Origin of the sequence: Gulosibacter sp. 10, assembly GCF_900163695.1 — a bacterium.
Lineage (GTDB): Bacteria > Actinomycetota > Actinomycetes > Actinomycetales > Microbacteriaceae > Gulosibacter.
Map to the genome: position 1 here is coordinate 37,382 of NZ_FUIC01000004.1, position 12,922 is coordinate 50,303.

Below are 12,922 nucleotides of genomic sequence, written 5' to 3' on the forward strand. Positions count from 1 at the left end.
TATGTGGCTTCAGAAGAGACGGCCGTCGTGGAGACTCTCCGCGAACAGACTCGCCTGATTCAGCAGCGCGATCATCGACCCTCCTCCCTCGCGATGCCGATCGAACATGCGCTCGCCGACCAGCGCGTAGTGCCACTCGAGGTGGTCACGCTGCGCCTCCGGCAATTCGTTGATCCGTTCCGTCCAGTCCAGGGCTGCGCGCTTCTTACGGTGGACGTCGAGATCGCTGAGACTGCTCTGCGCCTTGGTCTCGACCACGTACACGTCGCTGCTGGTGCGGACGAGGAAGTCCGGCGAGTAGCGCGCGGGATAGCCGTTGCTCTTGACGTAAGGGCGCTGGATCCACGCATGCTTGTGCTCGTCGAGCTTGCAGAAGGCATCGATCCTGCCGTCCTGGTCGGCCCATTCGACGAACTGGCGCTCGAGCCCGCCGCCTTTACCCGCCTCTGGAATGCGCAGGCGCGTGTAGATGCATTTGCGAACCCCGACGAGTCGGCTGAGCGAAGCCGCGTAGGAGCGCGCCTCGGACAGCCACCGGTAGTCGACGATGGCATCGCTCACGGTCCGCTTGTCGAGTTGTTCGATCAACGCCGGCATGAACACGCCTGCAACCGCCTCCAGTGCCTCGGGGAACAGCAGTACTCGCCAGTTCTCATCCTCGAACGGATCGAACTGCCGATCGAACATGCGCGTGCGCACGTAACGGTCAACCATCGCAATGAGCGCAGGGCGAGCGACCTGCAGGACCGGAAATTCACTCCGCCTCCTGCTGCGCTCTCCTGATGCCGTTCGAGCGCGCCCCATCGTGTCATCGATCAACGCCGCAATGCGGGATAGGTATTCCCCGTAACTGCCCGCGCCGAACGCTCCGCCCTCAACTCGGTACTCGCCGAATCGCGTGTCCTCGAAAGCGTCATAAGAGGCGAATACGTCTCCCTTGCCTGCTCGTGCCTTGAGCTGTTCGAGCGGCACTCGATACGCTTCGAGCTCCATGACATCGATGCTCGGGGCTGCGATCTCCTCATCCGCATCCCGGACGATGAACGGCACTCGAAAGTCGAAGCGCTCGTAGTCCTCACGCAGTTCCACCAATTCGACATCCCCGGTGCTGCCTCCTCCCCCGTCGTCGGGATCGACGCCGACCTGTCCGTCGCCAAGCTCCGTGTCATAGAAGTCCTCATAAGCGGGATGCTCCACGATCGACAGCAGGTCGAAGCGCGTCTCGGGCTCGAGGCCATCCGCGATGCGACGGCGGTCCTGGGCCTTCTTCGCATCGATATCCGCGTTGCCCCGCCACATCAGGCGCAGACCGCGGCCGATCACCTGCTCCAGCAGGATCCCGCTCTGCGATGCACGCAGCGGCACGACCACGCAGATGCTGTTCACGTCGAAGCCTTCTCGAAGCATGAGGACGCTGATCACGATGCGCGGGCGTACATGTCGGTCGAGGCCCGCAAGTTGACGCTTGACCTGGGCCCACTCATCCGGCCTCATATTGCCCTTGCGGTCGGAATCGACGCGCAGCATCTCCTCCGAAGCGATTCCGCTGGATAGCAGGTACGCCTCGACGGCCTTGGAAGCCTCGGTATTCTCGGTGAGGATGAGCAGCTTGGGGTGTTTCGCGTCGTCGACCCTCGCGAAGTCCGTCTCGAGAATCTGGAGCTTCCGCAGGCCTGCCTGCAGCATGATCGTCTGCCCGTGGCTGACCTGACGATTGCCCTCATCGTCCACTTCGGTCCGGAAGTCGAGTTCCTCGGTCGGGATCGATGCGAGTTCGCTGCGTTTGTCGAGCGCGATGCTCTTGACGAGTCCGAGGCGGATCGCATCGCGTAGATCGAAATCCACGATGATGTGCGGGAAGTAGATCTTCTTCTTGCCGCCGCGGCCACCCTGCTCTCCGTATGGCGTCGCTGAGAAGTCGATTTGCGTGAATCGGTCGCCCTTCTTCTCGCCGATCTCGGTGAGAGCACGCTGCCATTCGACAGGATCGATCCGTCCGCCGCGCTTCACCTTGTGGATATGGTGAGCCTCGTCGTTGAACACAAGCAGGTCGGGCAGTTCCCGAAGCCATTCGAACTCGGCGCCGCGCGTGGCCCGCCGGTCGAGCACATCGAGGCTGTTGCCCGCGGTCGTGCCCGGGCTGAGTGGGATAAAGCTGGAGGCCGCAGATTTCGGGTCCGGGTCAGCGCCGTCGGCGAAGACCTCCGACTGCTCCTCGGGCAGGAACTCCGGCACATCCTTGTCCTTGCCCGCGAGAAGGTGCCAATTGGTGATGGCGATGATGCCGTTCGGTGTCGTGCGTCGGCCGATCTCGGACTTCTCCACAGTCCCGCCCTGCACAAAGGCATGCACCGACTCGCGGTATCGATCAGGAATGAACAGCTCCTGGTTCGCATGGATGTCGCTCGTTCGATAATCGCGGATGAGCTGTGGGGAGGCTTCTCCGCCGTCTCCGGCTTCTACGGGCTTGCCCTTGAAGGAGTCCAGGAGCCGGTCGTACACGATGAGTCCCGGGGCGACGATGAGGAAGTTCTTCGTGAACCGACGGTCGTCGGGGCGCGCAACGGCATTGAGGTACTGCCAGATGAGCAGTGCGTTGAGCACCCAGGTCTTCCCCGTGCCCGTCGCCATCTTGATCGCGTATTTCGGATGCGCATTCTCTGGATCGCTGATCTCGGCGACATCGACGGTGCTGCGCAGCACGTCGTCTCGAAGCCAACCGGGGAGGAGCTCATCATAGAGCTGCCCCATGGAAGTGGACTCGAGCACCTCATGCGCGTATATGGTCGCCAGGATCGCGTCTCGCTGTCCAGCGTGGAAGTTCGGTCGGCCCGCGGATGCTCTGACCGCTTCGCTGTCCTCGTGGAACCACCAGTCGAGCAGCTCGCGAGTCACCGGCGTGAGCCGCTCGGTGAGCGCGCTCCGCTCGCCTCGGACGACGGCCGTCAGCAGATCCTCGGAGCGATCACGAATGGCGTCTGCGAGGGGGATGCTTCTTCTTACGCCGGCCTGCGTCTTCATCGGCGCGCCTCCTGTCCTTCGATGATCGTCGCCCCGGGCGGTATTGCGTCGGCAGGCACCACGATCAGGGTTTCGGATTCGTACCCGAATACGTCCACTGCGCGGATCGCGATCGTACGATCGCGCTCGAGCGCGGGCACGGTGAGCGCGGCGATCGTGCCGGTTCGCAACGGGTCCTCGTCGTTGGCGGTGTTACCTCGGTACTCCTGCCAGGTCGACCTGAAGGTACTGCCGTCGTAGTCGGGATCTACAGCCCAATACTCGATGAGCGAGAGCGGCTCAGTGTGAAGAATCGCGCGGACGCGTTTGCGGTCCTCATCCTTGTCGAGCGGCAACGCGTCGGGGTCGATAAGCACATAGTTATCGAGTTGCACGACGAATTCCTCCTTCGGATGCCCCTCGTGATCGACTCCTCGGGAATGATGGGCGAGGCTCGCGTCGAGATATTGCAACGTTGAGAAAGCGATCTTGCCACGAAGCGCCTTATCACCCTTCTTCTTTAGCTCGTCGAGCAGGTTCGAAGGAATCGCCTTCACTGCGAGCCGCTCATCGCCGAGCGTGCGGATCGCCTCGGTGATATCGGTGCTGAAGTTCCATCCGAGCACGGTGACCTTCTTGAAGCCGCCGAGAGTATTGTCACGAAGGCTCTGAGCTCGTCGGAGCGTACCGAGTCCGGTCGAATTGCGCGGACTGTCGACATAGACGAGTTCGTCGCCAACCTGTCCCAGCGAGTTGCGATAGTTCACATCGGCAGGCAGGGGAATCGCGCCATGCTCGCCGTAGAGGCCGAGCACCACCTTCGCGAGGTCGCCCACGCGGAATCGGCGTCCGAGCGTGTTCTTCGCCTGCTCGAATTGATAATCGCCCACCGACTGGTAGAGGAACGGCTCCGCACCGCCGTTCTCCTCGATGTCAACGAGGCGCTTCCGGGAAATCATCACGGCCGGCTTGCCCTGGTCGACGGCGATCCATCGACGCCCGAGCTTCTCTGCCACCGCGGCAGTCGTGCCAGAGCCGACGAAGAAGTCCCCGACCAGCCCACCCTCTGGACATGAGGCTGAAATTATCCGCGCTAGCAGCTTCTCCGGTTTCTGGGTCGCATAATTATCTACATACTCTCCGCTCGCCGGCATTACACGAGAAAGGTCACTCCACGTATCATCGATTGCTTTTTCAGTAATATCAACGTACCTGAGCGTCCCATCAGAATTCCTTGCATTCTTGAGTACACCATCGACCATTTCACGCGCAAGCCGACGCACGGGCTTATTCAAGCTAGCTTTAACGGGGACAAAGTATGCAGAATCAGGATTCTTCACATAGAAGTAGATTTGATCATGGTTCGCCATGAAACGCTTCGTTGCCGATGCCATCTTGCCGTAGGACCAGACGATCTCATTCCGAAAGCAATTCCGCCCGAAGATTTCATCAAGAATAGCGCGGACGTATGCTCCGACATGCCAATCAAGATGCACATAGATACTCCCGCTATCTTTAAGCATCTCCCGCATTAGAATCAGACGCGGGGTGATCATACGTAAATATGATTCTGTGCCTTTCGACCAGGTATCCGAATACGCGGACTGCTCTGCAACCGTGGGCCGCTGGTTCACATCCACGGGCTGATCCGACCCAGCGCCGGCAGGCAGCCTGATCTTCGACCGGTAGTCCGCCTTCGAGTCGAACGGCGGGTCGATGCAGATGAGATCGAGCTTGCCGCGCAGGCTCTCGTGCTCGCCATCACCCTCGAGCAGCGCGGCCATCGCGAGGAGGTTGTCGCCGAAAATCAGACGATTCGGATGCTCTGGCATCTCCACCCCTGGGCCCACCCCTGGGTTTAGCCACGAGTTGTTCCGCGACGGCAGCACGAGTTCGCGTGTCTGCAAGCCGACCCGCTGACTCGTGCCGATCCGCTCCAGGATCCGCCGAGCCTCCTCCCGTCCGTCGCGAACGATCTCTGGCAGCTGTTCCAGCAGCGACTTCACGGCCATTCGGAAGCACCGAGCCTTTCCTAGCGATTCAATGTCTATACGCATCATGCGTTTATGCAGGATGCATCTACACTCTAGCGAGCTTGGCATGCGGTGCGCGCTAATTGATCCATGGCAGACGACCGCACCCCGGCCCAGAAGATCGTGGGCAAGCGCATCAGCGCGCTGCGGGCGGAGCGCCACATCAGCCAGCAGGATCTCGGCGAGCTGGCCGACATCCACTTCACGAACATCGGCAAGATCGAGCGCGGCGAGGTCAATCCGACGCTCGTCACGCTGCTGCGCATCGCCGTGGCCCTCGAGGTCGACGTGGGGGAGCTCATCCAGGGGCTGAGCGCCGAGGCCCTGCCCTCCAAGACCCACAAGATCACGGTCTCGGAGCTGATCGCCGCCCGGGCAAAGGGCTCGCCCGTCTGACCTTCCCCGAACGCCCGGTCAGCGTCGCCGGATATCGGACTTCTACACTGGGAGAACCCGTTCGAGAATGAGCCCCGTAGAAGGCGAGTGATGTGCTGTGACCTGGCACACGATGGAAATCGACCAAGCCCGAACCGAACTCGGCGTGAAGACGGACGGGCTCAGCCGTGCTGAGGCCGAGGCCCGTCTCGAGCAGTACGGACCGAACGAACTCGCGACGACGGAGCGGGACGCCTGGTACCAGGTCTTCCTCCGGCAGTTCCGCTCCCCCATGATCCTCTTCCTCATGGCCGCCGGCGTGATCACTGCCATCCAGCGCGAGTGGTTCGACACCGCGGTGATCTTCCTGACGCTGCTGCTCAACGCCTCGATCGGCTTCTGGCAGGAGCGCAAGGCCGAATCGGATGTCCGGGCGCTGCAGCAGCTGAGCCGCACCGAGGCCACGGTGGTGCGCGCCGAGGGCGCCGCGCGCATGGACGCGGCGGGCATCGTGCCCGGCGATCTCGTGAGCCTCGAGTCCGGCGACAAGGTGCCCGCGGATCTGCGGCTGCTCGACGTGAACGGCCTGCAGGTCGACGAGTCGATGCTGACCGGCGAGGTGCTGCCCGCGGGCAAGACCACCGCCCCGCTCGGCGAGGACAGCTCGATCGGCGACCGCACCAATATGTGCTTCTCGGGCACCCTCGTGGTCTCGGGCCGCGCCACCGGCCTGGTCGTCGCCACCGGCGCCGACACCGAGCTGGGCGCGATCGCGACGCTCGTCCAGGGCGATTCCGAGAAGACCCCGCTCGAGCAGCTCACCGATCGGCTCGAGCGCCTCATCGGCGGCGCCGTGGTGGGCATCGCCGTGCTGCTGTTCATCGCGAGCGTGCTCATCGGCACGGCGGTCTCCGAGGCCTTCCGCACGACGGTCGCGCTGATCGTCTCGGCGATGCCCGAGGCCCTGCCGATCGTGCTCTCCGTTGCGATGGGCGTCGGCGTCTCGCGCATGGCGAAGCGCCACGCGGTGGTCCGCCGCCTGCACAGCGTCGAGACGCTCGGCTCGACCACCGTCATCGGCTCGGACAAGACGGGCACGCTCACGATCAACCGCATGACGGTGGAGCGCTGCTGGACGCCGGACGGCCGCACGGCGGACTTCACCGAGCCGCGAGCCGCAGAGCTCACCGAGCTGCAGCGGCGGATGCTGCGGACGGGCGCGCTCACCAACGACGCGTATCCGGATCCCGATGCCGCCTCGGAGCAGCCGGGCGACGGCCTGCTCGGCGATGCGGTGGATGTGGCCATGGCCTCGATGGCGCTCGAGACCGGCGCGGTCTCGCCCGAGGAGCGCGCCGCGGCGCCCGCCGCCGCCATGCCGTACGAGCCGGAGCTCGCGTACTCGCAGACCGTGCGCCGCGAGCGGGACAGGCTCGTGCTGCACGTCAAGGGCGCGCCGGAGACCATCCTCGGCTTCTGCGACGGCATGGTCGGGCCGGATGGCGACAGGGTTGCCGTGGACGGCTCGGCGGTGCGGGATGCGAACCTCGCGATGGCCGGCGAGGGGCTGCGGGTGATCGCCACCGCTCGGGCCGTGCTCGAGGAGCTGCCCCGGGACGGCGCGCTGCCCGAGCCGTCCGGGCTGACCCTGACAGGGCTCGTGGGCATGATGGATCCGCCGCGGCCGGGCGTGGAGGAGGCCATCGCCGACTGCCGCCGGGCCGGCATCCACGTGATGATGATCACCGGAGACCACCCGGCGACGGCCGTCGCCATCGGCCGGCGCCTGGGCCTCGCGTTCGGCGCGGAGCCGCTCACCGGCGCCGAGATGGGCGGGCTCGGCGATCTCGAGCTCGTGGAGCGGCTCGAGGAGACCTCGATCGCCGCGCGCATGAGCCCGCAGGACAAGCTGCGGATCGTGCGGGTGCTGCAGGGCAGGGACCGTATCGTTGCGATCACGGGCGACGGCGTGAACGACGCGCCCGCGCTCAAGGCCGCGTCCATCGGCGTCGCCATGGGCGCATCGGGCACGGACGTCGCGCGCGAATCCGCGGATGTGGTGCTCACCGACGACAACTTCGTGACGATCGTCGACGCGGTCCGGCAGGGGCGGGTGACGTTCGGCTCGATCCGGAAGGCGACGTTCTTCCTGCTCTCGAACGGCCTCGCCGCCGTCATCGCGGTGGCCGTGAACACGTTCACCGAGCTGCCGCTGATCTTCCTCCCCGTGATGCTGCTGTTCATGAACGTCGTCACGAACGGCATCCAGGACATCGCGCTCTCCTTCGAGAAGGGCGAGGGCGATGAGCTCGAGCAGCAGCCGCGGCCCCGCGGCGAGGGCGTCCTCGACGGCGCCATGTGGCTGCGCACCGTAGTCAGCGGCGTCTGGATGGGCATCGGCACGCTCGTGGTCTACCGGCTGGCGAACGAGGCGGGGCTGGCGATCGAGCACGCCAGGACGCTGGCGCTCATCACGATGGTGATGTTCAACTTCTTCCAGGTGTTCAACGCCCGCTCGGAGCGCCGCTCGCTGTTCGCGCTGAACCCGTTCGGGAACCCGCTCCTGCTGTGCTCGGCGATCGCCGCGCTGCTCCTGCAATGGGGCGCGACGGTGTGGCCGGTGTCCGCGGAGCTGATCGGCCTGCATCCGCTGAGCGTCGGCGAGTGGCTCACGTGCACGGCGATCGGCGCGAGCATCCTCGTGGTCGTGGAGCTCGACAAGTTCGTGCGCCGGCTGATCGCGCGCCGACGGGCGGACAGGTGATCGCGGTCGCCCGGTAGACGCTGTCGATCCAGCGTCCGCGATCGCCGTGACCGCTGCGGCGCCGCCGGACGCTCACCACTGGACGGGCTGCTCGGGCCGCCCCGCGCATGTCCCGAATGCCGTCCGTTCGAGCCGCGTCGCGCCATTGAGCGCCCCTCCGAAGCATGCCTGCTCGGGGCGGGCCCGCTCGAGTCGCGCCCGGACGCGTGAGCGGCCTTCGTACCGCGCCGACTCGTGTCGAGATCCGGTCGAGTCAGGGCTCAGTCGAGCCAGACCTCGCTCGAGTCAGGGCTCAGTCGAGCCAGGCCACGGTCGAGTCGAGGCCCGGTCGAGTCGAGGCGCGGTCGAGCTACGGCTCAGCCGAGTCAGGGCCCGCTCGAGCCAGACCCCGCTCGAGCCAGTGCCCGGACGGATCCCGGATCAGTCCATGAGCGAGCGGATCTCGACGGATCCGTACTGCGAGGTCGGCATGTCCCTGGCGAGCGCCTCGGCCTCGTCGTCGCTCTCGAGCGAGACGGCGAGGACCGCGAACACGGTCTCGGCGTGCTCGTCGAGGGGCGCTGCGCCGTCCGGCGAGAGCAGCGTGCCGCCTTCGGCGAGCGCATAGCCGCCGACGAGGATGCCCGCCGCGCGGAGCCGCTCGTCGACGAGGCTCCACTGCGCCATCTCGTGGTCGTGCTCGGATGTGCCGGGCTGGGGTCCGGTGCCGGGGATGAAGCGGTGGATGAGGAGGTGCGTGACGGTGCTCATGCGCGCAGGGTACCGACGGGGCTTGTGAGACACTGACACGCATGTCGCGCGGAGATACCCCGGACCGGTCGGAGCTGGTGCTGCTGCGTCGTGTGCGCGATCGGATCGATCGCGAGTACGCGCAGCCGCTCGATGTGGAGAGTCTTGCGCGCGGCGTGCACATGTCGGCAGGGCATCTGAGCCGTCGATTCCGCGCCGCGTACGGCGAGCCGCCCTACAGCTATCTGATGACGCGTCGTGTGGAACGGGCGATGATGCTGCTGCGGCGCGGCGATGTCGGCGTGACCGAGGCGTGCTTCGCGGTCGGGTTCTCGTCACTGGGGACTTTCAGCTCGAGGTTCTCGGAGCTCGTGGGGATGTCCCCGAGCGCGTATCGGAAGGTCGCGCTGCACGCGACAGCGGGGCTGCCGGGCTGCGTCGTGAGGGTGGCGACGAAACCGGTCAGGAATCGAGAAGTGCCGCGCGGCTGAGGCTTTCTAGGGTTGCTCCCATGACGATCAAGATTCATTCCACGTTCCTGCCCCACACCAACCCCGATGAGTCCCTCGAGTTCTACCGCGATGTGCTCGGTTTCGAGGTCCGCCTCGATGTCGGCTACGAGGACATGCGCTGGATCACCGTGGGGCCGCCCGCGCAGCCGGATGTGAACATCGTGCTGACCCCTCCGGCGGTGGATCCGGGCATCACGGAGGCTGAGCGGTCCGCGATCGTGGACATGATGGCGAAGGGCACGTTCGCCGCGCTCGTGCTGGCCTCCGAGGATGTCGATGCGGAGTTCGAGCGGGTCGAGGCTCGCGGCGCCGACATCGTGCAGGAGCCCATGGACCAGGATTACGGTCTGCGCGACTGCGCGTTCCGCGACCCTGCGGGCAACCTGCTGCGTCTGCAGCAGCGCGACTGACCGTGACGGCTGCACAACCGCCCCTGAGCGTCGTCGGCGAACGCGGTGGTCACCGGTGAGCGAAGGCTGCCGCCGCGCAGATCGGCGGCGGCCGCTCCGCCGATCAACGGCGGTTGGCGCGACGAGCGACGGCACGACCTCGACCTGATCGCGGCTCGAAGCGGCCCGGCAGTACGCCAACAGCGCGCCAGCAGTGCGCCGACAGTGCGCCGACAGTGCGCCGATCGCAGCAACCGATTGCGATCACCGGGACAGCGAGCAGTGGCGATCGCCGAAGATGCAACCGGCGGCGAGTATCGAAGCACGAGAAGCAGAGTCGATCCCTATGCATCGGATAGACAGTGCATCGGATAGACAGTGCATCGGGCAGGCAGAGCATGGGGCAGACAGCCGTGATGCACGATCACGACAGTTCGGCACCACACCCTGCCGTGACGATCCGGCTGAGCTATGCGGGACGCGCGTGCCGTGCGGGTTCCAGGAGAGAGTCTCCAAGGCATCAGTTCGACGCACTGTTTCAGCCGGCACGGTTCCCCGGCCTTCACATTCGGGCCCTCGAGACCGAGTATCGGCATCCTCATGCGGGACGACACCCGGCCCGAAGCGAAATTCTAGAACGGTGGTGGGTCGTCTCCCGGCGGTGCCGGGGTTGGCCGGTGCTCGGTGCTTCGACGCAGATGACTGCGCGCCGAATGACCCCGACCCCAATCATCGGGATCTCGTTCTGCGTGTTGCCGTTCTGCGCATTGCCGTTCCGCGTGCTGTCGGTCCGCCTGTTGTGGTCGGTGCTGTTGCCCTCCATGTTGTGGTCCGGGCTGGTGCCAGCCTGTGTTCGGCTGCTCAGGGTGGTGCCGGTCGGCGTGCCGGTGGCCGGGAGGCTGGTCGGCGCGCCGGGTACCGGGATGCCGCTCTGCGGCGCGGTGGCGTTGTCCGGTGTGGTGGAGTCCTGGGGCGATGTGGTCTTCGTGTTCGGTGAATCGTTGTCCGGTCGGGGAAGTCCAGGTCATGCGGCCGGGGCCGTCTTGTTCGAGTACCCAGCCGGCTTCACGCATGGTGTGGTGCCCGCGGCACAGCACCGCGAGATTGTCGTACTTGGTGGGGCCGCCTGCGGCCCACGGTGTGGTGTGGTCGATATCGCAGTCCTTCGCCAACCGGCGGCAGCCGGGTGCGGTGCAGGTGACGTCCCGGATCTGCAGGAGTCGGCGCAGCGCGGCGGGTGGCCGGTAGGTGTCGGCGGTGAGCGGGGTGCCGTCGAGGGGGTCGGTGAGGACCCGATACCAGGTCGCCGTGTCCCCGCAGAATTCGAGGGCGGTGTGGATGGGGATCGGGGTGCGGCCGGCGAGTTCCGCGGGCCCGGTGAACGCGGTCAGGGGAATCGGAAACTCGCAAGCGTTCTGCTCGGCTTGTTCGGGCTGGCCGACGAGGGGCGTCGTGGTCGTCTCGCGGGCGGGCATCGTCGCTGGACCGTAGGCGGGATCCGTAGCGGGCTCGGCGTTGGCCTCGGTCGTGGAAGTACCGGCGGTGACCGTGTGCCCGGCGTTGGCGGGCATGCTCACACCGGTGCCAGTCCCAGTCACGGTGCCAGGCCCAGTCCCAGTCCCAGTCACGGTGCCGGTGCCGGTGCCGGTGCCGGTGCCGGTGCCGGTGCCGGTGCCGGTGCCGGTGCTTGAGCGTACTTGCGCTCCCTCATCGCCGTGCGCGACCGGACTCGACGCGGTGGCGACCGGGCCGGCTGAGGTACTCATGGTCGATGCGGTCGATGCCGGCAGGATCGTTGTGGCACGGTCTGCGGTGATCAACGAGATCGCGGGCACGGTAATCGCGACGGTGGCCTGGATCGGTTTCGCCACGTGGTTCGGCGAGTCCGGGGTGACCTGGCCGGTGAGCAGCAGGTCCGCGAGCACGTCGGCGCGGGTCTGATCGAACGTGCGCGTGTCATGTTCCTCACGGCCCGGGGCATGGAGCTGTTTCGCTGTCTGCGTGAGCCGGTCGAAGATGCCGGCCCCCACGACCGCGGGCAACAACGCGGAGAGCTGGCACATACCGTCGGGCTCGTCCTGGACCCAGACCCGGCGCTCGTCCTGGGCCTGGCGAAGACGCTGCTCGGTTTCCTCGGGTTCCAGGTCCGCCGCCACGCGCTTCGCGTACACCCGCAACCGGCCCGGCGTGGTCTCCAGGGCTTTCGCGACGACGAGCTCCTCATACGCCGCAATCGATTCCGATCGGGTGAGGCCGTCGCCGCAGGACTCGATCACGCGTACGTGGCCGGTGCTGATGGCCCCTCGTCCCCAGGCGTCGGTGGTACGTGGGTAGCTGGCTTCTAGGGCGGGGGCCGCGTTGAGCTTCGCCGCGACGGTCCGGTCACTGGTGCGCGTAACCGCACCGATCTCCGCCGCGAGCGACTTCAGCTCTTGCTCGAACGCATCGGAGCCGTGGCCGGCGGTGATCTCCCGACAGTGCTCGTACGACGCCGCCAACAACTGGGCTTCGAGGGCTTCCGCGGAAGCGCGGAGTTTCGCCGCATGACCGAGCGCGTCGAGAAGCAGGCGCCGGTTGTGCATGGCTGCCGGGGTACGGGCCCCGCCCTTGAGGTGTTCCGGGGTCCCCACGGGACGGGAAGGAGCGCTCTGGCGGGTGCGGTCATCCCCGGAGGTGCTGCCTGTGCTGCTGCGGGCGTCAGGAGCAGAAAGAGTGTCACCGTCCGGGGTAGGGGCATCAGTGTTGCCAGTCGCGTCGGTGGTGCTGGTGTCAGTCGTGGTCATCGTCCCCACCTCCTCCCCAAGCGGTGCGTTTACCTGCGGTATTCGTGCATTTATTCTACTACGCGAGTCGCTGGTTTCTTCGGGTTGTGGATAACTCCGCAGCGACTTCAACCCCGCGTGCTCCCGCCCACGCAGCCGCCGCCGCGCTGCCATCCCCGTGACGTTTGCCAGCGGGCATCCCGGCGCACTTCGGGGAAGACAACAGCGGCTTCGACCTCATACCTGCAGTAGACCACGACCCACCGACATGGACGCCTCGAGGGCGATCCGGGGCCAGATTCGGCTGCGGTCGCCGCGGCGGCGGGGGTGCGGCGCATGAGCGAGCGGATCGCCTCGG

The 12,922-nt window shown here is 66.1% G+C and carries 8 protein-coding genes; 4 read left to right on the top strand and 4 right to left on the bottom strand.

All coding sequences use genetic code 11. The annotated features are described in order from the left end of the window. Positions 1 to 9 precede the first annotated feature (9 nt). Positions 10 to 3,021 (bottom strand): DEAD/DEAH box helicase family protein, encoded by a 3,012-nt coding sequence (locus FM112_RS01365; protein WP_087002485.1) that lies wholly within the window; start codon positions 3,019 to 3,021, stop codon positions 10 to 12. Continuing rightward, on the bottom strand, positions 3,018 to 5,012 hold the full coding sequence (locus FM112_RS01370) for a DNA methyltransferase (RefSeq protein ID WP_087002487.1): 1,995 nt from the start codon (positions 5,010 to 5,012) through the stop codon (positions 3,018 to 3,020). The genes FM112_RS01365 and FM112_RS01370 overlap by 4 nt, the downstream gene beginning before the upstream one ends. Before the next feature lie 111 nt (positions 5,013 to 5,123). Between FM112_RS01370 and FM112_RS01375 the strand changes: the two genes are divergently transcribed. Both FM112_RS01375 and FM112_RS01380 read left to right on the top strand, forming a co-directional pair. Continuing rightward, a complete protein-coding gene (locus FM112_RS01375) occupies positions 5,124 to 5,429 on the top strand; it encodes a helix-turn-helix domain-containing protein (RefSeq protein ID WP_087002489.1) in 306 nt (101 codons plus the stop codon). A 112-nt stretch (positions 5,430 to 5,541) separates the two neighbouring features. Further along, positions 5,542 to 8,172, top strand: a complete 2,631-nt coding sequence (locus FM112_RS01380) for an HAD-IC family P-type ATPase (protein ID WP_087002504.1) — start codon at positions 5,542 to 5,544, stop codon at positions 8,170 to 8,172. A 420-nt stretch (positions 8,173 to 8,592) separates the two neighbouring features. Here the strand turns inward: FM112_RS01380 and FM112_RS01385 are convergent, their stop codons facing one another. Then, entirely contained in the window at positions 8,593 to 8,922 is a 330-nt protein-coding gene (locus FM112_RS01385) for a YciI family protein (protein WP_087002491.1), read from the bottom strand. Between the two features lie 41 nt (positions 8,923 to 8,963). Here FM112_RS01385 and FM112_RS01390 point away from each other — a divergent pair, with 41 nt between their 5' ends. Both FM112_RS01390 and FM112_RS01395 read left to right on the top strand, forming a co-directional pair. Further along, positions 8,964 to 9,392 carry a helix-turn-helix transcriptional regulator gene (locus FM112_RS01390; protein ID WP_087002494.1) on the top strand — a complete coding sequence of 143 codons (429 nt, stop codon included), beginning with the start codon at positions 8,964 to 8,966 and terminating at the stop codon, positions 9,390 to 9,392. Between the two features lie 20 nt (positions 9,393 to 9,412). Beyond that, positions 9,413 to 9,823, top strand: a complete 411-nt coding sequence (locus FM112_RS01395; RefSeq protein ID WP_087002496.1) for a VOC family protein — start codon at positions 9,413 to 9,415, stop codon at positions 9,821 to 9,823. Positions 9,824 to 10,434: 611 nt separating this feature from the next. Here FM112_RS01395 and FM112_RS01400 read toward each other — a convergent pair. Then, entirely contained in the window at positions 10,435 to 12,585 is a 2,151-nt protein-coding gene (locus FM112_RS01400; RefSeq protein WP_176386615.1) for an HNH endonuclease signature motif containing protein, read from the bottom strand. Between the last annotated feature and the right edge of the window lie 337 nt (positions 12,586 to 12,922).

Excerpts from the sequence above, each read along its gene's own strand:
- FM112_RS01390 (WP_087002494.1), top strand. The coding sequence starts at position 8,964 with ATGTCGCGCGGAGATACCCCGGACCGGTCGGAGCTGGTGCTGCTGCGT.
- FM112_RS01385 (WP_087002491.1), bottom strand. The coding sequence starts at position 8,922 with ATGAGCACCGTCACGCACCTCCTCATCCACCGCTTCATCCCCGGCACC.
- FM112_RS01370 (WP_087002487.1), bottom strand. The coding sequence starts at position 5,012 with ATGGCCGTGAAGTCGCTGCTGGAACAGCTGCCAGAGATCGTTCGCGAC.
- FM112_RS01395 (WP_087002496.1), top strand. The coding sequence starts at position 9,413 with ATGACGATCAAGATTCATTCCACGTTCCTGCCCCACACCAACCCCGAT.
- FM112_RS01375 (WP_087002489.1), top strand. The coding sequence starts at position 5,124 with ATGGCAGACGACCGCACCCCGGCCCAGAAGATCGTGGGCAAGCGCATC.
- FM112_RS01380 (WP_087002504.1), top strand. The coding sequence starts at position 5,542 with ATGGAAATCGACCAAGCCCGAACCGAACTCGGCGTGAAGACGGACGGG.
- FM112_RS01400 (WP_176386615.1), bottom strand. The coding sequence starts at position 12,585 with ATGACCACGACTGACACCAGCACCACCGACGCGACTGGCAACACTGAT.
- FM112_RS01365 (WP_087002485.1), bottom strand. The coding sequence starts at position 3,021 with ATGAAGACGCAGGCCGGCGTAAGAAGAAGCATCCCCCTCGCAGACGCC.